The sequence below is a fragment of the Plantibacter flavus genome (assembly GCF_900177615.1).
Lineage (GTDB): Bacteria > Actinomycetota > Actinomycetes > Actinomycetales > Microbacteriaceae > Plantibacter > Plantibacter flavus.
Genome location: NZ_FXAP01000002.1, coordinates 508425 through 529388, shown reverse-complemented (window position 1 = coordinate 529388; position 20964 = coordinate 508425). Strand labels below are relative to the sequence as shown.

Sequence of the window (20964 nt, the reverse complement as noted above, 5' to 3'; positions counted from 1 at the left end):
GATTTCCTCCCGTGCCGTGTCACGGCGCGCGTCAGAGTCCGACGAAGCGGATGGTCTGCTGCAGGCGCGTGCGGATGTCGAACAGCTGGTTGCCGCCCATGCGGTCGACGCCCGGGAGACCGGTGCGGAGGAGGTCGGCCAGGCGGGAGCGCTCGACGAGGGCCGTGACCGGATGCTTGCGACCGATGAACTCCACCGACTCCGGGGTGGCGCCGTCCGGCACGACGATGACGGAAGCCGTGAACTTCACCCGGGCCGCCTTCGCGACGGTCCGCGCCGAGCGCACGATCGACCGCACGGGCTCCTCGCGAGGATCGAGCGTCTCCCCGACGACCTCTCCGCGGTGCACCCGGACCGGCCCACCCCAGTCCTCCGACTTGACCGCGAAGAGGCCGGTCGGGCCGAGGACGACGTGGTCGAGCTTCGCCTCGCCCGGGGCCAGGACATCGTGCCAGACCGTGTATCCGATGCCGAGCGTGGCCACGGTGCGCGCCGTCTGCTCCTCGGCGAGCGCGTTGGCCAACTGGTGCCGGATCTCGCGCGGAGCCGAGCGGACGAGCTTCGGGTCGTAGGGGTCGTCGAGTGGGACACCACGGCCGACCCACTCCCGGATGAGCCCGAGGTAGGCCTCCCGCGAGTCTCCGCCGGGGTGTCCGTAGGCACGAGCGCGAGGGCGTGAGTCGGCGCGCTGCGTACCCGACCGACCAGTGGTCGACGCCGACCAGGTCGGAGCGTCGTCGTCGCCCGCGTCGGAGGACGGCACGTTGCGCCCCCGGTCGTAGGCGGCCCGGTCCTGCTCGGTTCCGACGCGCTCCCAGGCGAGCTGGACGGCGTTGAACTGCCGCGCGCTTCCGCCGAGGTCGGGGTGGGTCTCGCGCATGAGCCGTCGGTAGGCCCTCCGGAGCTCGTCCTGCGTCGCCGTCGTGCTCACGCCGAGCACCTCGTACGGGCTGGCTGAGAGTGGGCTCTCCGGCATGGAGGGTGGTCGCTTTCGTCGGCGGCGTCGGTCGGTCCGACACGGCAGACTATCGCCATCACCTGGAAGACCGCCCGAACCGGCACCCTGTCGGGGCTGTGGACAACTCCAGCGAGCACCGCCTCACGGACGACGGCGTCCTCATCGCCCAGGCACGGTTCCACGACGAGTAGGGCCAGCGTGCCTGAACACTCAGGAGCTCGGCAGGAGGATCCCGTCGTCCAGCAGTGCGCGGACCCGGGGGAGGAGTTCGACGCGGAGTTCCGCCGCATCGACCTCGACGAGCTGGGCGATCGCGTCGATGATGGCTCCCAGGGTCAACTCGCCGTCGCAGGCCCCGACAAGCCCCGCCAGGCCTGTGTCGATGCCCACCGAGCGGGCCAAGCCGCCACCCTGCCGCAGGGTCATCGCCGTCGGGTCCTCGTCCCCGGGCCAGTAGTGGCGCTCCTCGGTGACGTCGCCCGCGAGGATGACGCGTTCGCGGAGCAGTCGTTCGTCGTCGAGCGCCACCTGCCAGTCGTGAGCGAGGAGACACACGGCGAGGTGCGCACCCAGCCCGCCGGAGTTCGAGCCCGCCTGCCCGTGCAGCCGCTCGAAGCGGCGCAGCGGAGTGGACGGGTCCGATCGACGGAGCAGCACATACCCGAACCCGACGCCGGTCACGGCCCGAGCCGCGAAGTCGTCGAGCCACGCCCCCGCGAGGCGCTCGAACTCCGGCGTCCCGAGCCGTGTGCCACCGTCCCGGATCCAAGTCTCCGCGTACTCGGCCGGATCCTGCACCTCGCGCTCGATGACCCAGGCGTCGACCGGTTCCGGACTGCGCTCCACCCACCCGGCCACGCGCTCGAGCCCGTCGGCACCGTCGCGGTACTCCCAGTTCCCGAGGAACTGCGCGACGCCGCCGGGCGTCAGATGCCGGGCGACCTCGAGGAACACGGACTCGACGAGCGCATCGCCGACGAGACCGCCGTCGCGGTACTCGTAGCTCGGCACGCCCTCGGCACGCGGGGTGATGACGAACGGCGGGTTGGAGACGATGCGGTCGAACCGCTCTCCGGCGACGGGTTCGAACATGCTGCCGTGGCGGAATTCGATCGAGTCGATGCCGTTCAGGCGCGCATTGAGTGCGGCGAGCTCGAGGGCTCGCTCGGAGATGTCCGTCGCGACCACGTGATCCGCGATCCGCGACAGGTGGAGGGCCTGGATGCCGCAACCCGTCCCGAGGTCGAGTGCGGTTCCGACCCGCTCGGGCAAGATGATGCCGCTCAGGGTCATCGACGCGCCGCCGACCCCGAGGACGTGCTCCTCGCCGAGCTCGTGACCCAGCGCGAGCTCGCCGAGGTCGGAGGCGATCCACCAGGCACCGCTCCCGTTGGCGTCGACCCAGGCGTACGGACGCAGATCGATGGCCGGGGCGACCGATCCGTCGTCGCTCAGACCGACGAGACCGAGCGCCACCGCGCCGTCGAGACCGAGCGACGGCAATGCACGCGTCGCGTCATCGGCCGCCACGGCGACGCCGAGCACGAAGAGCGTCGCCAGTGTCGCGATCGGTTCCGCCCCCACGGTCCGGCGGCGTTCGTCGAGCGAGCGGATCGCCACGACCCGGTTGGAGCGGTGCAGGGCGGCCTCGGCCGTCTCACCCCAGAGGCCGCGCACCCGTTCCACCGTGTACCCGGCCGCGTCGAGGTCGGAACGGAGGAGGTCGATCAGTCGCTGGTCCACGCCCACCAGTGTGCCAGCTGCAGGGTGGGCCGAGCCGCCCACCCCGCAGCCGCCGTCAACGATCCGTGGTGAGCATGGCGTCGACGTCCTCATCGGTCTGCTCGTCGTGCTCCTCGACCTCGCGCTGCGCGGCCTTCGCCTCGCGCTTCCGCTCGCGCTTCGCCAGACGGCGCTCGGTCCGTCGCTCCAACAGCAGGTACAGCACCGGCACGAGGATGAGCGTCAGGAGCGTCGACGACACCAGACCACCGATCACGACGATCGCGAGCGACTGCGAGATGAACACCCCGCCGCCCGTGAGACCGAGCGACATCGGCACGAGCGCGAAGATGGTCGCGCAGGCAGTCATGATGATCGGCCGCAGACGGAGTCGGGCTCCGTGCAAGACCGCGTCGTCGATGCCGTCGCCCCGAGCCCGGTACGAGTTGACCAGGTCGATGAGGACGATCGCGTTCGTGACGACGATTCCGATGAGCATCAGGAGGCCGATCATCGAGGGGATGCCGAGCGGTGTCCCCGTGATGAGCAGGGCCGCGATCGCGCCGGTCGCCGCGAAGGGCACGGATACCAGCAGGATGAGCGGCTGCAAGAGACTCCGGAACGTCGCCACCATGACGATGAAGACGAGCACGATCGCGATGAGCATCGCGAGGCCGAGCTGCGCGAACGACTCCTCCTGGTCCTGGGCGACACCACCGACCGAGGCCGTGACCCCGCTCGGCAGGTCCAGGCCGGCGAGGCCCTCCCGGACGGCGAGCGTCGTCGCACTGAGGTCGTCACCCGTCGGCGTCGCCGACACGGTCACGGTCCGGACGCCGTCGATGCGCGTGATCGCCGCTGCGGCACGTTCCTCGCCCACCTGCGCGACGGCGCTGACCGGGATCGGGACGGCGCTGACGTTGGCGAGGTCCTTCTGCGCCTGGGTGAGGCGGTCCGCCTCCACCTGCTGCTCGGCGGCCTCGCTCTCAGCGTCCCGCATCGCGGTCAGCTGCTCGTCGATGGTCGTGATCGAGCCCTGGAGCTGGGAGATGGCGTCGCTCAGCCCGGCGAGTTGAGCGGCACGGGCCTCGTAGGCCTGTCGTGCCGCCTCCTCCTCCGGTGTCGTGGGCGTGACCGGCGGCACCTCGACGGGAGCCGCTTGCAGCGCGCTCAGCTGAGCCCGCAGGGCGTCGAGCTGCGATGCCGCGGTCGAGCGTGCCTCCTGGAGTTCCGAGCGCTGGGTCGCGGCCTGGGATGCCGCCTCATCCTTCGCGCGCTGGGTGGCCTCGTCCTGCTCGGCCGTGAGGGCGTCGGTCGCAGCCTTCTGAGCCGCGGCCTGCTGCAAGGCACTGACCGGAAGGGGGAGGGCGGCGATCTCGGCCGGCGTCGTGCCGACCCGCTGCGAGCGCACGATGATGTCGCGAGACGCTCCCTCGAGGATGACCGAACCCATCGGTGTGCCGCGGAGTGCACTGGCGATGGCCTGGCCGACCTGTTCCTGCGTGAAGCCGTACCGGGCGGCGGCGGCGCGGTCGACGTTCACCTTGAGCAGGCCCTGCTCGTCGGCGAGGTCGCTCGTCGCATCGCGGAGGCCGTCCGTGCCGCCGAGCATGTCCTGTACCGCGGCAGCCGCTGTGGCGAGCGCCACGGGGTCCTCGCCCTGCAGTGTGACCTCCATGCCGCCTCCGCCACCGGTGAATCCGCCGGCAGCGTCGCCGACGGTGACCTCGCCGACGTCGTCGAGCTTCGCCACGGCGTCCCGGATGGTGTCGGCGACGCCCTCGCGTGAGCTCTCCTCACCGACGGTCACGCTGATCTGTGCCGTGTTGCTCGAGCCGTTCCCACCGACGGTGGTCAAGTATCCGGAGACGCCCGCGGTCTTCGCGAGGACCGCTTCGACGGCCGCGGCCGCGTCGCTGGTCACATCCAGGCTCGTCCCCTCGGGGAGTTCCTGCGTGACCGTGACGGTGTTCTCGCCCCCGATGTCGCCGAGGTAGTCGGTCTTCAGGAACCCGGCCGAGACGATCGTCCCGGCGAACACGACCGCCGCCACGAGCAGGGTCACGACCGGACGCTTCAGGGCGGTGCGCAGGACCGGCAGGTAGGCCCGCTGCAGCTTCGAGTACGCCTCGGACTCGTCTTCGACTGCGGACGCCTCTCCGGTGGCCGCTTCGTCGGTGGCCGTGCCCACACCCGGGGCGGAGGAGCCTCGCATGAACCAGTACGCGAGCACCGGCACGATCGTGAGCGACACCACGAGGGAGGCGATGAGCGCGACCGACACGGTGACGGCGAACGGCCGGAACAGCTCGCCGACCGTCCCGCCGACGAAGGCGACCGGGAGGAACACGGCCACCGTCGTGATCGTCGACGCGGTCACGGCCCCGGCGACCTCACGGACAGCGTCGACGACACTCGCGGTCGTCATCGCGCGCCCGGTGTGCCGTCGTTTGATGTTCTCGATCACCACGATGGAGTCGTCGACCACTCGCCCGACGGCGACGGTCAGCGCCGCGAGCGTGAAGATGTTGAGTGAGTAGTCGCCGATCCACAGCCCGATCATGGCGATGAGGAGGGAGAGCGGGATCGACACGGCCGTGATGATCGTGGACCGGATCGACAGGAGGAAGACCAGGATGACGATGATCGCGAACAACAGTCCGAGCCCGCCCTCGATGGAGAGGTCGTGGATCGACTGCTCGACCATCGGCGACTGATCGAAGACGACGGTGAACGCCGCACCCGAGCCGAGCTCCTGCTCAAGCCCGGGGAGGGCGTCACGGATGGTGTGGGCCAGTTGGACGGCGTTGGCCGACGGGTCCTTGAGGATCGTGAGCGACAGCGACGGGAGACCGTCCGCCCGGGCGATGGAGGTCTCGGCTGCGGGCACGAGCTCCACGTCCGCGACGGCGGAGAGCGCGAAGGGCCCGTCCTCGTGCTGGATGGGGAGGGCCTGCACCTCGGCGAGGGAGCTGACGGGCGAGCCGACCTCGATCGAGAGTTCCTTGCCGGCGTCGACGCTCGTCCCGGCAGCCGTGATGACACCACTCGCTTGGACGGCCGCCATGACCTCCTCGGCGGTCACCTTCTTGGCCGCGAGGTCGGCCGGACGCATCGTGATGACGAGCTGTGTGGCGTTCTCGCCCGCGAGATCGACCTGGCGCACACCGGCGATCCCACGGAGCGCGGGGAGCACGGTGGTCTCGACCCTGCCCGCGAACTCACCGGACTCGTCCTCAGAGGCGACCGCGAGCTGCAGCACGGGGATGTCGTCGCTCCCGCCGGCGTAGACCTCGGTGGTGGTGTCGTTCGGAAGCGTGCTCTTCAAGCCGGCGAGGGCGCTGCGGATGTCGCCGACGATCTTCTCGTCGTCCTGGCCGAAGTCCCAGCTCACCTGCACGGAGGTGGAACCGCTGACGGACGTCGAGGTGACGCCGGTGACGCCCTTGACCCCCTGCACCGCCTGCTCGACGGGCTTCGTGACCTCGCGCTCCACCGACGACGGCGAGGCGCCGGGGTACGTCGCGGCCACGACGGCACCCGGCTGCTGCACGGAGGGCAGCAGTTCCTGCTTCAGGGAACCGACCGCGAAGAGTCCGAAGGCGACGATCGCCGCGGTGATGAGGCCGACGATCAGTCGATTGGCGAGGCTGAGCCTCGTGAGGAATGACATGGAAGGACGGGCCTCTCGGTCGCGGAGTGGGCGCGATCCGCCCCACTCCACGCTATGGAGCGCCGCCACCGACCACATCCGCACGAGGATGGACCTGACGCGACCGTGGCATCCGCCGATCGGACGACATCGGTGGTCCTGCGGTACCAGCCTCGGCCGCGAGGGAGCTGCACCTTGACGGCACGGTCCACCGATACCGGGCGTACCCTTGATACCCGAGTGCGCGCCGCGGGGTGCGCCGGAGCGAGGAGGGTACGTGGATCTGCAGGCCGTCGACCTCCCCAGGTTGCGCCGCGACGCACAGCTCGAGCGCGAGGTGATCATCGAGCACCGCGCCCGCGACGGCGAGGACCCCTGGGACTTCCTGCCCTCGATGCCGACGGTCGACGAGCTCGTCGTCGCCGTCCTCCGGGACGACGCGCTGCACGCTCGGGGTCTGGCCGCCCAACACGCGATGGCGCGGCTGGCCGGGTACTCGTCGCTCGACGACGCCCAGGATCACCGCGACAACGCGGACCACCTGGAGTACGAGGTGCTCCGTGAGATCGCCCGCGTGCACCCCGAGTTGACCCGAGCGGTGTGGCGGATGTCCGGCAAGGTCGCCCGGCCGCCGTGGGAGGGCGACGACGCCGAGTGATCGCGCGTGACAAGACGATCCACCAGGCGCATAATCAGAATATGCAGCCAGCTGATCGTTTCCGCGCATGACGGAATCCACGCCCTCCGCGAAGCCTGAGCGACCGGTGTCGGACCGTCGCAAGTGGTTCGGCCTCGTCGTCATCAGCATCGCCGTCGCCCTCATCATCGTCGACTCGACGATCGTCAACGTGGCGATCCCGTCGATCGTCGACGACCTGGGGATCTCCTCGACCCAGGTGCAGTGGGTCCAGGAGTCCTACACGCTCGTCTTCGCCGCGCTGCTCATCGTCTTCGGCACGCTCGCCGACCGCTTCGGCCGTCGTCGGATGCTGCTCGTCGGCGTCGTCGTCTTCGGCGGAGCCTCCGTGTTCGCCGCCCTCGCGCCGACGGGCGACCTCCTGATCCTGTCCCGGGTGATCCAGGGCGTCGGCGGCGCGATGATCCTGCCGACGACCCTCTCGATCATCAACGCGACCTTCCGAGGCCGCGACCGCGCGATCGCCTTCGCGGTGTGGGGCTCCACGATCGGGGGCATGGTGGCGGTCGGTCCGCTCCTCGGCGGCTGGCTCACCACCGACTTCTCCTGGCGCTGGGCGTTCGGGATCAACGTGCCCCTCGGCGTCCTCATCATCGTCGGACTCCTCCTGTTCGTGGGGGAGTCGCGGGAACCCGCGACCGACCGCATCGACGTCGTCGGCGCAGTCCTGTCGATCCTGACGAGCGCGTCCCTCGTCTACGGACTCATCGAGGGCCGGAGTCTCGGATGGTGGCTCACGGACGATCCACTCGTCATCGGGGACTGGACTTGGCCGTTCACCCTTTCCCCGGTACCTGTGGCCCTCATGGTCGCGGTCGTCGCAGGTGTCGCGTTCGTCCTCTGGGGACGCCATCGGATGCGCCAGGGGCGCAGCACGATCATCGCGTTCTCCCTGTTCTCGCTGCCGTCGTTCCGGAACGGCAACATCGCCGCCCTCATCGTCTCGCTGGGGGAGTTCGGCATCATCCTCTCGCTGCCGATCTGGCTCCAGTTCGTCCTCGGCTACAGCGCACTGCAGACCGGTCTGATCCTCCTGGCCCTCGCGATCGGTTCCTTCGTCGCGAGCGGGTTCGCCGGCGCGTTCGGCAACCGGGTCGCGCCCGTCCTGATCGTCCGCGTCGGCCTCGTCGCGGAGATCATCGGTGTCGCGGGCATCGGGCTGGTCGTCGGGCCGGCGACCGAATGGTTCGCGATCGTGCCGTTCCTGTTCGTCTACGGCTTCGGCGTCGGTCTCGCCACCGCACAGCTGACGGGCGTCGTCCTGAAGGACGTGCCCGTCGAGCAGAGCGGCCAGGGCTCCGGGACGCAGAGCACGGCGAGGCAGATCGGCTCGGCACTCGGTATCGCCGTCCTCGGGACCATCCTCTTCGTGAGTACGGCGTCGGTCCTCGACGGACGACTCGAGGACGCCGGTGTGCCGAGCGCGCAGCGCGACGCCCTCGTGACGAGTTTCGTCGACAGCTCAGGTGCCGCCATCGCCGGTCTCGACGCGAACCCCGCGACCGCGACGGTCGCCGAGGACGCCAGGATCGCCCTGTCCGACGGCACCCGCTCAGCGGCGTTCGCGGCCGCAGGATTCCTGGCGGTCGGCTTCCTCGCCACCCTGTCGCTCGGCGCCGGGCGCCGGGAGGAACGACCGGGCGAAGCCGGAGCACGAGTGGACGGGAAGGACCCGTCCGAGTCGTCCGCCCCCGCCCCGCGGGCGTAGGGCTCGAGGCCGCCTCACACCCCGGCGACCTCCGCACCGGCGCCGCCCGGGGCGCAAGCATCCAGGTTCGACTGGGAGGCCCCCGTACAATCGTCACCGGATGGCTCCGCCCGAGCGGATCGTCCCCACCGCCCATGACACATCACCGCCACCGCCCACGCCTCCTCAGCGCCCTCGCAGCAGCCGCGCTGTCGTTCGCCGTGGTGTCCGCCGGCGGTTGGTCCACGGGTTCCAGCGCGATCGCCTCGCCGGAGACGAGCGCGAACACGGCATCGACTCCCGACGGTCTCGTTTCCGTCGAGGTGAGCCCGAGCAACGGGGGAGCGGTCGAACCCTCGTCCCTCACCTCGTTCGGCATCACGCTCACGAACGGCACCGACGCCGACCTCCCCGCCGGCTCCGTGTCCGTGGCGGTCACCACGGCGCGGATCACCGGCACGGAGGCGCTCGACGCCTGGCTCGACACGACCGGGGCGGACGCGGCCGCGACGCCCGCCGGCACCACCGTGGTGCGGACGATCGACATCCCCGAGCTCATCGCCGGACAGCAGTACGTCGTCAGCGGGCTCGACTTCACTCCTCCGGCGCTGGGGTTCGATGACGCCGACGCCTGGGGTTCCTACGGCGTCTCAGCCGGCTATGTCGCCGGCGACACGGCGGCCGGAGGTCGGACGGCGCTCGTCTGGAGGGCGCAAGGCCAACCCACGACCGCCTCCGTCGCGCTCGTCGCCCCGCTCACCGTGCCCCTCAGCTACGGCGGACTCCTCGATGCGGACGAACTCGCCGAGCTCACGGCCGACGACGGTGCGCTCGCGACGCAGCTCGACGCACTCTTCGGCGAGCAGATCGCGCTCGGGATCGACCCACGCATCATCGTGTCCATCCGTGCGCTCGGCACGCGCGCACCGGAGAGCGCCGTCGCCTGGCTCGCCCGCCTCGAGGCCGCCCCGAACGAGACCTTCGCGCTCCAGTACGGCGACGCCGAACCCGCCGTCCAGGCCGAAGCCGGCCTCGACCGACTGCTGAGCCCGAGCTCGTTCTCCTTCGCCCTGAACATCGCCGACTTCCCCGTCGTGCAGCCGACCGAGACGCCCACCCCGACCACGTCGCCGACCACCGGCCCCGACGACGGCCAGCCGACTCCACAGGCCGGCTCCTCACCGGCCGCGTCCTCCGACTCATCGGCGGCAGCCACTCCGTCGGACGAGCCGGCACCCACACCGAGCCCCTCCGAGACCCCTGGCCAGGCCGTGCCGACCGTTCCGACCATGGACGAGCTCCTCAGCTGGAGTTACTCGCTCCCCAGCATCGTGTGGGCGGGAGGCGCGGTGACCGATGCGGATCTCGCCGTCTTCGCAGCATCTGGTGGAACGGTCACGATGCTCGACTCCGCGAACACGACCGACACCGGACAGTCCGTGCGCGCCTCGGCGACGGTCGGCACGGCGCAGACGCTGCTGGCCGACCACGGCCTCGCCGAGTCGCTGGGCGAGGCCGCCGCGGCCACGACGGACGCCGCCTTCGAGAGCGCCATCGCCGACGTGAACGCGCGGGCGGCCGCCATCGGCACGGAGGGTTCGACCGGCGGAACGGTCGTCGCCGTGCTGCCTCGCGGAGTCGACGCGACGCTCCCAGCCCTCGGCGACACCGTCAACGCACTCCGCTCCCTGCCGGCCACCGCGCAGACCTCCCTCGCGGCGACGCTCGCCGAGCCTCCGGCCGCGGCGACGCTCGGGGCGATGGCGCCCGACAGCGAACGTGTGTCCGACGTTCAGGTCCTCCTCGACGAGGAACAGGACGTCACCGCGTTCTCCTCGGTGCTCGACGAACCCGAGCTGCTGACCGGACGGGAACGCGCCACCCTGCTCTCCAGCCTCGCAGCCGGCTGGCTGCGTGCAGAGGGCGACTGGGGGTCGGCAGTCACCGCGCAGCAGGAACGTACGGACACGGTCCTCGCATCGGTGCGCGTCACCGACAGCAGTCGCATCAACATGGTCGGCGGCGAGGTGTCCCTGCCGTTCGCTGTGCGCAACGACCTGCCCTATCCCGTCACCGTGGTCATGGAGGCCTCACCGAGCAACGGTCGGTTGAGCATCTCCGGTTCCGTGACGCAGGAGATCGCCGCGGACTCGCGCGCCACCGTGCTCGTCCCCGTGCAGTCGCAGATCGGCAACGGCGACGTCACCCTCCGGCTGCAACTCTTCAGCACCAGCGGGCAGGCGATCGGTGAACAGTCGTTCGTGGGCGTGAACGTCCGCGCCGACTGGGAGGGCATCGGTGCCGTCGTCCTCGCCCTGCTCGTCGCCCTGCTGTTCGTCAGCGGTGTGGTCCGCATGGTGCTGAGCCGACGAGCCAAGCGACGCGGATCGGGTGCCCCGTCCGTCGCCTCCGCAGGTGCTCCGGACAGCGGTCAGCCCCCAGGCGATGAGCCCCAGGTAGAGTCGTCACCCGGACGACAGGAGACGAATGGCTGACGGCATCGGCAGGGCGAGCGCGCTCCTCGCCTCGGGAACCCTCGTCTCCCGACTGCTCGGCTTCGTCAAGGCGATCCTCGTGGCTCAGGCCATCGGCGTCCTGGTCATCGGCGACACCTTCGCGATCGCCAACCAGCTCCCGAACACGATCTACGTCATCATCGGTGGTGGCGTGCTCAGCGCCGTGCTCGTGCCGCAGATCGTCCGTGCGGGGATCCACGCCGACGGTGGCAACGCGTACATCAACAAGCTCATCACCATCACCCTCGTCTTCATCGGCGGGGCCACCGCGCTCATCACCCTGCTCGCACCCGTGTTCGTGTTCATCGTCGCCGCGACGCTGTCGCCTGATCAATTCGCGCTCGCGACGGCGTTCGCCTACTGGTGTCTCCCGCAGATCCTGTTCTACGCGCTCTACACCGTCCTCGGCGAGGTCCTGAACGCACGCAAGATGTTCGGGCCGTTCACCTGGGCACCAGTGCTCAACAACGTCATCGCGATCGCCGGGCTGATCGCCTTCATCACCCTGTACGGCAGCGGCGACCTCGCGGTCAGCGAGTGGACCGACGGTCGAACGGTGCTCCTCGCAGGCTCCGCCACCCTCGGCGTCGTCGTCCAGGCCGCGTTCCTCATGCTGTTCTGGCGTCGAGCCGGACTACGTTTCCGACCGGACTTCCACTGGCGAGGCGTCGGCCTCCGCGCCACCGGGCGGATCGCCAGCTGGACCTTCGGCATGCTGCTCCTGACGACCGGTGCGGGGATCGTCGAGACCCAGATCGTCGCTTCCGTGAGCAAGCAGGGACCCTCGGTCGCGATCCTCAACTACGCCTGGCTGATCTTCATGCTCCCGCACTCGATCATCACCGTCTCGATCGCGACGGCCTATTTCACGCGGATGAGCGAGCACGCGCAGGGCACGCGCGAGCGCGGGCGAGACGTCCGGCGACTCCAGGTCGACATCTCCGGGGCCATCCGCGTCGTGAGCGTCCTCATCGTGCTCGCGGCGGCCGTCATCATGGTGGTCGCCGTGCCGTTCGGCAGTGTCTTCGCCGAGACGTTCGAACAGGCACAGGCGATGGGCGGCATCATCATCGCCTTCATGATCGGGCTCGTCCCCTTCTGCATCCTCTTCGTCCTGCAGCGCGCGTTCTACGCCCTCGGAGACACGAAGACGCCCTTCTTCTTCACCCTGTTCCAGACCCTTCTCTTCGTCCTCCTGGCGCTGATCGTGCTGCTGGTCCTCCCGCCGCATCTGGTGGCTGCCGGCGTCGCGCTCGCCATCACGATCGCATGCGTCGCGCAGACCGTGGTCGCCGCGCTGTTGCTCCGTCGTCGGCTCGGGGGTCTCGACGGCCGACGCATCGTCCTGAGCCTGGTCCGGTTCATCACCGCCGCCGTGCCTGCGGCTGTGGTCGGAGTCGTCGTGCTGCTGCTGCTCGGTGGTGTCAGCGAGGAGGGGTTCCCGACCGCCACGATCCCCGGCGCCATCGTCACCATGGCCGTCGTCGGGGCGGCGATGGCCGCCGTGTACCTCGCGGTGCTCGCCCTCCTGCGCACTCCCGAGCTCAAGGCGGCCTTGGCGCCCGTCCTCGCCAGGTTCGGGCGCTGACACCCGCGCGTCGACACCACCTCGATCACACCGGCTGAGAGCTGCCCGAGGCCCCGAGGGGAGCGGAATAGCGGCCGGTTAGGATGTGTTACACCACTCGGAACCCCGGAACCCACCTGGTCCGGGAGCCCACGAACCACTGAGGAGCATCGTGCGTCAGGTCATCATCATCGGATCAGGACCCGCCGGCTACACGGCGGCGATCTACGCTGCCCGCGCCTCGCTGCAGCCGCTGCTCGTCGCGTCATCGGTCGAGGCCGGCGGCGAGCTCATGAACACCACCGAGATCGAGAACTTCCCCGGCTTCCCCGAGGGCATCCAGGGCCCCGAGCTCATGATGAAGCTCCAGGAGCAGGCCGAGCGGTTCGGCACCGAGGTCCTCTACGACGACGTCACCGAGCTCAAGCTCGACGGCGACGTCAAGACGGTCACCCTCGGCAACGGACAGGTGCACGAGGCCCACACCGTGATCTTCGCCACCGGCTCCGCCTACCGCAAGCTCGGCCTCCACGACGAAGAGCGACTCTCCGGCCACGGTGTGTCCTGGTGCGCCACCTGCGACGGCTTCTTCTTCAAGGAGAAGACGATCGCGGTCATCGGCGGCGGCGACAGCGCCATGGAGGAGGCCACCTTCCTCACGCGGTTCGCGTCGAAGGTGTACGTCATCCACCGCAAGGACACCCTCCGCGCGTCGAAGATCATGCAGGACCGCGCGTTCGCGAACGAGAAGATCGAGTTCATCTGGAACAGTGAAGTCGCCGGCATCACCGGTGCCGACGCCGTCGACGGCGTGACGCTGCGCTCGACCACCGATGGCACGGAGACCCACCTGCCACTCGGAGGCCTGTTCATCGCGATCGGCAACGACCCGCGCACGCACCTCATCCACGGCCAGCTGGAGCTCGCCCCCGAGGGCACGATCGCCGTCAAGGGCCGCTCGTCGAAGACCAACCTCCCCGGCGTCTTCGCCGCAGGCGACGTCATCGACCCCACGTACCGACAGGCCATCACCGCGGCCGGCAGCGGCACCATCGCCGCCCTCGACGCGGAGCACTACCTCGCAGACCTCGAGCAGGCTACTGGGGAGGCGTCGGCCATCGGCGAAGCACAGACGGCCGGTCGTCCGCAGCCGGCCGACCCCGTGCTCACCACCACCGTTTGATCGACGGCCAGGCTGTCGGCCTGGCCACCACGAAGGAGAACACTCATGTCAGATGCAGTCACCGAGGCCACGTTCGACGAACTGGTCATCAACAGCGACAAGCCCGTCCTCGTCGACTTCTGGGCCGCCTGGTGCGGTCCGTGTCGCGCGGTCGGCCCGATCCTCGACACGATCGGCTCCGAGAACAGCGACAAGATCACCGTTCTCAAGCTGAACGTCGACGAGAACCCGAACCTGGCCATGAAGTACCAGATCACCTCCATCCCCGCGATGAAGGTCTTCAAGGGCGGCGAGGTCGTGCAGACCGTCATCGGTGCCAAGCCGAAGGCAGCACTCGAGAAGGATCTCGCAGCTTTCCTCGCCTGATCAGGTTTTTCTGAATCACGGAACCGCCCGGCTCTCATGAGTCGGGCGGTTCTTCGTTGTCAGGCCGTTTCACGTGAAACGTTGTGAATTGCCGTTTGGCCAGGGATTTTCAAATCGGATGATGTATTTATGGCACTTCGACAGGCTCAGTGACCGGGGTGGAGTGATCCGCCGGCCGGCCCCTGCGCCCGCCATCCCGGTTTCTGTGGCCCCCATCCCGGTTCCTGTACCCGCCATTTCGGTCCCCGAGCTTGTCGAAGGGCATGAGCAACCTCGCGGCCGAACGGTCCATGTTTCACGTGAAACAGGGTCAGGAAGACTGGCCGAATCCGGACTCGCCAAGCTCGCTCAGAATGCGGTTCAGGTCGGCGATGGTCGCGAACTCCACGACCATCTGTCCCTTCTTCGCGCCGAGCGTCACTTTCACGCGGGTGTTCAGACGGTCGCCGAGTCGGTCTGCGATCTCATCGAGTTGCCCGCGTCGCGACCCGGCGATCGGACGCGGCTTCTTCGCCTGGACGCCCTGAGCCGCAGCAGCCTCGGCCGCGCGAACGGACAGGTCCTCGTTCACGATCTTGTCGGCCAGTCGCTGCTGTGCCTCAGGATCGGTCAGCGACAGGATGGCGCGAGCATGTCCGGCGCTCAGTACACCGGCAGCGACGCGCTGCTGCACAGCCGCCGGCAGCTTGAGCAGGCGGATGGTGTTGCTGATCTGGGGGCGGGACCGACCGATGCGGTTGGCAAGCTCGTCCTGGGTGATTCCGAAGTCGGCCAGGAGCTGCTGGTATGCGGAAGCCTCCTCGAGCGGATTCAGCTCCGAGCGGTGCAGGTTCTCGAGTAGCGCATCGCGCAGCATGTCCTCGTCGGCGGTGTCCTTGATGATCGCGGGTATGCGGTCGAGGCCCACCTCCTTCGAGGCACGGAGACGCCGCTCGCCCATGATGAGTTCGTATCGTTCGTCGTCGCCAGGAATCGGTCGGACAACGATCGGCTGCAGCACGCCGACCTCACGGATGCTCGTGACGAGTTCGGCGAGGTGGTCCTCGTCGAAGACCGTGCGCGGCTGGTTGGCGTTCGGCACGATCAGTTCGGGGGAGAGGTACGCCAGACGGGCACCGGGAACGGCCACGAGCTGCGGGCCATCTGTCGTCTCAGCAGCGGCGTCCGGTGCAGTCGGAGCGTCGACCGCCGCCGCCTCGGCTGCGGCCGCATCCGCGGCGGCCGTCGCAGCGTCCTTCGCCGCCTTGCGAGCAGTGCCCTGATTGTCCGGGAAGAAGACGTCGACGGGACGGTTCGCCTGCGAGTCTGAACTCGTCGTCGGAATGAGTGCACCGATCCCGCGACCGAGTCCAGTTCGTTTCGTTGCCATCAGTGACTGACTCCCTCAGGGTGGTTCGTATCGGGTGTATCGGAGGAGCCTGCGGCCCATCGGTTGGCGATCTCCGCCGCTGCTTCGAGATAGGACACCGCGCCGAGCGACGTGGGGTCGTAGCTGATCACGCTCTGCCCGAAGCTTGGCGCCTCGGAGATGCGCACCGCTCGTGGGATGACGGACTCGAGGACCTGTCCGCTGAAGTGGTCTCGGACGTCCTGGGCCACCTGCTGCGCGAGGTTGGTGCGACCGTCGTACATCGTCAGGAGGATGGTGCTGACGGCGAGCCCTGGGTTGAGGTGCCGCTGGATCAGCTGGATGCTGCTGAGGAGCTGGCTCAACCCCTCGAGCGCGTAGTACTCGCACTGGATCGGGATGAGCACCTCTTTGGCCGCGACGAAGGCATTGATCGTCAGGAGGCCGAGGGACGGCGGGCAATCGATCAGGACGTAGTGGAACGGCTCTTCGGCGTCCTGAATGAACTGTTCGAGCGCCGTGCGGAGTCGGTGCTCACGCGCGACCTGCGACACGAGTTCGATCTCCGCACCGGCAAGATGGATCGTCGAGGGAGCGCAGAACAGCGTGGGGAACTCCGGGCTCTGCTGGACGACATCGGCCAGGGGGAAGTCGTCGATCAGGACGTCGTACACGCTCGGGACATCAGAGTGGTGCTCGACGCCGAGCGCAGTCGATGCGTTCCCCTGGGGATCCAGATCAATCACGAGGACACGTGCACCCGAACGGGCGAGGGCGGCGCCGATGTTGACGGTGGTCGTCGTCTTGCCGACCCCACCCTTCTGGTTGGAGACCGTGAAGACCCGAGTGTGATCGGGCGTCGGCAGGGTTGCGTGAGCCAAGGCTTTACGCCTCTCAGTCAGATGATGGAGCTCGCGAGCCAACGGCGTGGACGCGTCGAAGGCGCTACCAACGGAGTCGCGCTCGGGAGCCGCGGAATGCGTTGGTTCGGGTTGTTTCACGTGAAACCTTCTCGCTCGAAACGTGTACATCAACCGTACCAGCGTGGGCTGACGCCAGGGGAGCGATCTCCGACAGTGATCGGGGGAGTGCGCCCGGGCCTTGGCTCTCGAGCGCCATTTCGCGACACCCGAAGATCGTCGAACGCCCCACGTGTCGTCCAGAAGAGACGCCTCGCCCTTCTTCTTCCACAGGGTTATCCACAGGCCTCCGATATGCGCGATCCCGCGCAACCGCGTGCCCCCAGCGCGTGCAGATCGATGCTGGACACACCAACCCAAGACGAGCCCGGCGGACGTGTGTTGACAACCGTGGGGGCAAGTTCCTCTACCATCAGGCAGAGATCCGCGTCTTTCCGCGGAAGTTCGCACCCGAACGGCTCCCCTCCGAGTCTGGCACGTCCGGGTTGTCGGCCCAGTGTGGCGTGAACACAGGACGGAGACGCGCGGGATGTGGCTCGCTTCTGAGCGCAGGGTCGCCACTTCCTGCCGTTCCTCACGAGAACTGTCCACAGACTTATCCACAGACGCCAGCTCCACACACTCGTGTGCTGCAGGGCTGTTCCACTGCCGCAAGTCCGCGCCAGTGTTTCACGTGAAACCAGGACTCTGTGCACCACGAGCCCGCCCGAGGTTCACCTCAGACGTCGCCCCGTCAGCCTCCGCCCGCAGTCCACCGATCACCTCACTGGTGTGTTCCAACACTGGGGGAGTGTTGACGACGAAGCATCACGCCGCAAGTCTGATTCTCACTCGGACCGCCGTATTCGGCCGATGTTTCACGTGGAACACGCTCCACAGGGCTTACGCGACGGATAGGTGTGATCTCGAATACACATCAGCCTGTCACCGCACAATGCGCCCATCAGAATCAACTCGTGTCCGCGAGTACATCGTGGCCAGGTCGGAGCCGTCCGCCCGCCATGTTTCACGTGAAACACCGTCCCTGTTCAGCACCATCCATGGCGGTCGGCACCTCCTGCGAGCATCCGCTGCATGAGTTCGGTCCCGATTCCATGTCAACGTGGTCACTCCCGAGACGGACCCACTGGGGTGACAGGCAACCTCCAAGGTTCCACGTGAAACCTCGCCCGACCTCAGTCGTCCGCTGACATGCTCCTCTCCTCCGGCACTGTCTGATCCATGGTCTCTAGTGGGTATGCCTGCCTGGTACAGACAGACAGGAGTAACGGACAGGACCTGCGCAACTTCGACGCATCTCGACACGTGGTCAGGTGAAGGCCCACCGTGCACTGCAGCTCGTCGCCTGCGCATCAGGCAGTGAGTAAAAGCTGGGAGAATTGCGCTCCGATGTGACCGCTCCGCGCCGAAGAGCCTCCGCGAGCAGGGCGCCTTCGATGCAACGGCAGCGGCGAGGGGGACTGTTCTCACCTCCGTCCGCCGGCAACTCGCCCCCCACCTCAGCCAACACCCACGCCGACACCCACACACCTACCGTTCATCCGACGGGTGTCGGACTACAAACCGCCATCATGCGCAGACACAAGAGGTCCACGACGAGCCGCACCACCGCGAGTCAGCTGAACGGGTGAGACGGGCGACGCATCCTAGCCGGCCCTGCAACCGAGCATCATCTGTGTGACCTACCCAGCACGGCTTCGGACGACGACGAGGGGTCCCTGACAAGCCCGGCCGGATCACCGCGACCCGCGAGGTACACCGTGGCGCCACCGCACTCGTACGCCATCTCCGAAGGGACAGCTTGATGGCCGGCCGCCGCGTGGCGCCTCGACGTCTGGGTGCGCCGATCACCGGAGCGCGGAGCATCGTCGCCCGTCTCTGGCGATACCGGCGCCGCATCGCGAGTCTGGCTACGTGCCAGGAGGTTAAGATATATGAGATACCAGGAGGAACACCGCTGGCAAGTGTCCGACAACACTCGAATCAGACCGCCGAGCGGGCCAGATTCGTGTACGAATGGAGCGGAGAATCGATCCTGACGCACTCAGCGCCCCTGAACTGGCCCATTTTTCTCGGCCGGTTCGTCAGGAGCCATTCTCCCGAGAGCTCGCGGACCGCCAGATATCGCCTGCGGTGCCCCTCGCAGAGATACCAAGAGCTCCCGTCCGCGTTCAGCCGCGAACGGTTCCCACGATGACTCGGGTCGGCTCCGCGAGAACACCCTCACCAAGTGTTCGAACCTGGACGCCGGAGACCCGGTGTTTGCGAAGCTCCTTGGTCGACGCGTCGACCTCCGCCTGTGCGCCGGCGCCCTTCATGAGGACCAGCTCTCCGCCGTCCCGAAGCAGGGGAGCGGTGAGGGGGAGCAACTTGCGGAGCGCACTGACCGCCCGCGCAGTCACCTGGTCGAGGGGCTCATCGAGGCGAACCTCCTCAGCGCGCGCTCGCACGACGGTGACGTTCTCGAGCCCGAGGACGCCGACCTGATCGTTGAGCCAGGCGACCCGACGTTCCATCGGTTCGATGAGCACGAACTCGACGTCCGGCCGAGCGATCGCAAGGACCAGTCCAGGCAGCCCAGCTCCAGTGCCGACGTCGCCGACTCGGCCGGGACGAAGGAGCGGCGCCACGATCGCGCTGTTGAGGATGTGCCGCGTCCAGAGACGCGGAAGCTCCAGCGGCCCGATCAAGCCGAGTGGCTCACCGAACTCCGCAAGGTTCGCGGCAAAGGCACGACCGACATCGATCCGGTCGCCGAACAATTCGGCTGCTTCCGCCGGTTCCGGCTCGAGTCCTGCAGGCACGTCAGTCATCGCAGTTTCACGTGAAACGATCAGGCCGCGTCAGCCGCGGGTGATGACGGTGTGACGGTCGCGGCCTTCGCCGTGCGACTCGGACACGAAACCGCGAGCCGACACGATGTCGTGGACGAGCTTGCGCTCGTAGCTCGACATCGGGGGGAGTGCCGCCTCGGTGGAACCGGCCTCGATGCGCTCGACCGCTCGCTCCACGAGGGCGCCGAGCTCCTGCTGACGCGCTTCGCGGGATCCGCCGATGTCGAGGATCAGCCGGGAGAAGCCACCAGTACGGTTCTGCACAGCCAGGCGGGTCAACTCCTGCAGCGCGTTGACCGTGTCGGGACGCGACAGGAGACGCAGGTTGCTCTCCGTGGGGGAGTCGATCGACACGTACGCACGACCATTGCGGGCATCGATGTCGATGTCGCCATCGATGTCGCAGATGTCGAGGAACTCCTCGATGTAGTCCGCTGCGACGTCGCCCTCTTCTTCGAGCTGCGTGATGGTGGGTGCTTCGTCCTGGGCCGGGGCCAGTTCCTGGTCAGTCACCGATACTCCTACTTGTCTCGTCCGTCGGTCTGCTGCTTCTTCGCACGCGCCTTGCCCATGGGCTGCTGGCGCTGCGTCGGGGTCTTCTTCTCGGGTACCGGCGCCTCGGAGATCGAGATGACGTCGCCGTTCGGCGTCATGAGCTTGCCCTTCCGCGCGAGACGCTCCTCACGAGCCTTCGCGGCGTCGGAACCAGGCGTCGGCATGTTCCGGATGACGAGGAACTGCTGCACCATCGTCCACGCGTTGGACGTCAGCCAGTAGAACATGACGCCGAGCGGGAAGGCGAAGCCGGAGAAGAGGAACACGAACGGCAGGATGTAGAGGAGGATCCGCTGCTGCTTGAACTGCGGGCTCGCCTTCGTCTCGGCCGACATGTTCTTCGAGACGATCTGCAGCTGCGTGATGAACTGCGAAGCGCACATCAGGATGACCATGACGGCGGCGATGATGACGACCGCCCAGTTGACCGGGTTGCCGGCGAGTGCCGCCTGCATGCTCGTGTGCAGCGGTGCGATCCCGAACAGGTTCGCGTCGCCGAACTGCACGGCAAGGGTCTCGTTCAGGGGGCCGACGCCGGCCTTGCTCTTCTGGGCGTCGTTGAGCACGGAGAACAGGGCGAAGAAGATCGGCATCTGGACCAGAAGCGGCAGACATCCGCTGACGGGCGAGGTGCCGTGCTTCTTGTACAGCTCCATCGTCTCGCGGGACATCGCCTCGCGGCTTGCCTGGTCGCGCTTGCCCTTGTACTTCTCCTGCACCTTCTTCATCTGCGGCGCGATCTCGAGCATCTTGCGCTGGCTCTTGATCTGCTTGATGAACAGGGGGATGAGCGCGGCACGGACGACGAGGACGAGCCCGACGATCGAGAGGACCCAGGTCAGACCGGCCGCGGGGTCGAGTCCGATGGCCGTCCACAGCAGGTGCCAGCCCACGAGGAGCAGCTCGACCGCCCACTTGAGCGGCCAGAGAATTGTGCCGATGATGTCCATAGGTGCGGG

The 20964-nt window shown here is 68.1% G+C and carries 14 protein-coding genes; 6 read left to right on the top strand and 8 right to left on the bottom strand.

The window, feature by feature from the left end:
* Positions 1 to 31 precede the first annotated feature (31 nt).
* From B9Y95_RS08870 to B9Y95_RS21005, 3 genes are all read right to left on the bottom strand, one after another.
* On the bottom strand, positions 32 to 976 hold the full coding sequence (locus tag B9Y95_RS08870; protein WP_085511509.1) for a J domain-containing protein: 945 nt from the start codon (positions 974 to 976) through the stop codon (positions 32 to 34).
* Positions 977 to 1168: 192 nt separating this feature from the next.
* Positions 1169 to 2794, bottom strand: coding sequence for a DUF7059 domain-containing protein (locus tag B9Y95_RS08865; RefSeq protein ID WP_085511508.1), 1626 nt, complete (start codon positions 2792 to 2794; stop codon positions 1169 to 1171).
* Positions 2757 to 6353 carry an efflux RND transporter permease subunit gene (locus B9Y95_RS21005; protein ID WP_234994031.1) on the bottom strand — a complete coding sequence of 1199 codons (3597 nt, stop codon included), beginning with the start codon at positions 6351 to 6353 and terminating at the stop codon, positions 2757 to 2759. Before B9Y95_RS21005 ends, B9Y95_RS08865 begins: the two co-directional genes overlap by 38 nt.
* A gap of 256 nt (positions 6354 to 6609) precedes the next feature.
* On the opposite strand from B9Y95_RS21005, the gene B9Y95_RS08855 reads away from it, so the two are divergent.
* The 6 genes from B9Y95_RS08855 (at position 6610) to trxA (ending at position 14348) form a co-directional block, all read left to right on the top strand.
* Positions 6610 to 6990 carry a hypothetical protein gene (locus B9Y95_RS08855; protein WP_064294055.1) on the top strand — a complete coding sequence of 127 codons (381 nt, stop codon included), beginning with the start codon at positions 6610 to 6612 and terminating at the stop codon, positions 6988 to 6990.
* Between the two features lie 67 nt (positions 6991 to 7057).
* Positions 7058 to 8737, top strand: coding sequence for an MFS transporter (locus B9Y95_RS08850; protein WP_200811376.1), 1680 nt, complete (start codon positions 7058 to 7060; stop codon positions 8735 to 8737).
* 134 nt (positions 8738 to 8871) lie between these two features.
* A complete protein-coding gene (locus B9Y95_RS08840) occupies positions 8872 to 11211 on the top strand; it encodes a DUF6049 family protein (protein ID WP_123539774.1) in 2340 nt (779 codons plus the stop codon).
* Positions 11204 to 12820: a murein biosynthesis integral membrane protein MurJ gene (gene murJ / locus B9Y95_RS08835; RefSeq protein ID WP_085511504.1), complete on the top strand. Its 1617-nt coding sequence runs from the start codon at positions 11204 to 11206 to the stop codon at positions 12818 to 12820. Before B9Y95_RS08840 ends, murJ begins: the two co-directional genes overlap by 8 nt.
* Before the next feature lie 151 nt (positions 12821 to 12971).
* Positions 12972 to 13982: a thioredoxin-disulfide reductase gene (gene trxB / locus B9Y95_RS08830; protein WP_085511503.1), complete on the top strand. Its 1011-nt coding sequence runs from the start codon at positions 12972 to 12974 to the stop codon at positions 13980 to 13982.
* Between the two features lie 45 nt (positions 13983 to 14027).
* Complete coding sequence (trxA, locus tag B9Y95_RS08825) at positions 14028 to 14348, top strand: thioredoxin (RefSeq protein WP_064294045.1); 321 nt, start codon at positions 14028 to 14030, stop codon at positions 14346 to 14348.
* Between the two features lie 310 nt (positions 14349 to 14658).
* On the opposite strand, the gene B9Y95_RS08820 is transcribed toward trxA, so the two are convergent.
* From B9Y95_RS08820 to yidC, 5 genes are all read right to left on the bottom strand, one after another.
* Complete coding sequence (locus tag B9Y95_RS08820; RefSeq protein WP_085511502.1) at positions 14659 to 15717, bottom strand: ParB/RepB/Spo0J family partition protein; 1059 nt, start codon at positions 15715 to 15717, stop codon at positions 14659 to 14661.
* On the bottom strand, positions 15717 to 16727 hold the full coding sequence (locus B9Y95_RS08815) for a ParA family protein (RefSeq protein WP_085511501.1): 1011 nt from the start codon (positions 16725 to 16727) through the stop codon (positions 15717 to 15719). Before B9Y95_RS08815 ends, B9Y95_RS08820 begins: the two co-directional genes overlap by 1 nt.
* Positions 16728 to 18787: 2060 nt before the next feature.
* Entirely contained in the window at positions 18788 to 19429 is a 642-nt protein-coding gene (gene rsmG / locus B9Y95_RS08810) for a 16S rRNA (guanine(527)-N(7))-methyltransferase RsmG (protein WP_085511500.1), read from the bottom strand.
* Between the two features lie 30 nt (positions 19430 to 19459).
* The gene (locus tag B9Y95_RS08805) at positions 19460 to 19963 is read right to left on the bottom strand and encodes a Jag family protein (protein ID WP_064294041.1); all 504 of its coding nucleotides are present in this window, start codon (positions 19961 to 19963) and stop codon (positions 19460 to 19462) included.
* 8 nt (positions 19964 to 19971) lie between these two features.
* A complete protein-coding gene (gene yidC, locus B9Y95_RS08800) occupies positions 19972 to 20955 on the bottom strand; it encodes a membrane protein insertase YidC (RefSeq protein ID WP_064294040.1) in 984 nt (327 codons plus the stop codon).
* Positions 20956 to 20964: the final 9 nt, after the last annotated feature.

Excerpts from the sequence above, each read along its gene's own strand:
- B9Y95_RS08870 (WP_085511509.1), bottom strand. The coding sequence starts at position 976 with ATGCCGGAGAGCCCACTCTCAGCCAGCCCGTACGAGGTGCTCGGCGTG.
- B9Y95_RS08865 (WP_085511508.1), bottom strand. The coding sequence starts at position 2,794 with ATGAGGACGTCGACGCCATGCTCACCACGGATCGTTGACGGCGGCTGC.
- B9Y95_RS21005 (WP_234994031.1), bottom strand. The coding sequence starts at position 6,353 with ATGTCATTCCTCACGAGGCTCAGCCTCGCCAATCGACTGATCGTCGGC.
- B9Y95_RS08850 (WP_200811376.1), top strand. The coding sequence starts at position 7,058 with ATGACGGAATCCACGCCCTCCGCGAAGCCTGAGCGACCGGTGTCGGAC.
- B9Y95_RS08840 (WP_123539774.1), top strand. The coding sequence starts at position 8,872 with ATGACACATCACCGCCACCGCCCACGCCTCCTCAGCGCCCTCGCAGCA.
- murJ (WP_085511504.1), top strand. The coding sequence starts at position 11,204 with ATGGCTGACGGCATCGGCAGGGCGAGCGCGCTCCTCGCCTCGGGAACC.
- trxA (WP_064294045.1), top strand. The coding sequence starts at position 14,028 with ATGTCAGATGCAGTCACCGAGGCCACGTTCGACGAACTGGTCATCAAC.
- B9Y95_RS08820 (WP_085511502.1), bottom strand. The coding sequence starts at position 15,717 with ATGGCAACGAAACGAACTGGACTCGGTCGCGGGATCGGTGCACTCATT.
- B9Y95_RS08815 (WP_085511501.1), bottom strand. The coding sequence starts at position 16,727 with ATGTACACGTTTCGAGCGAGAAGGTTTCACGTGAAACAACCCGAACCA.
- rsmG (WP_085511500.1), bottom strand. The coding sequence starts at position 19,429 with ATGACTGACGTGCCTGCAGGACTCGAGCCGGAACCGGCGGAAGCAGCC.
- yidC (WP_064294040.1), bottom strand. The coding sequence starts at position 20,955 with ATGGACATCATCGGCACAATTCTCTGGCCGCTCAAGTGGGCGGTCGAG.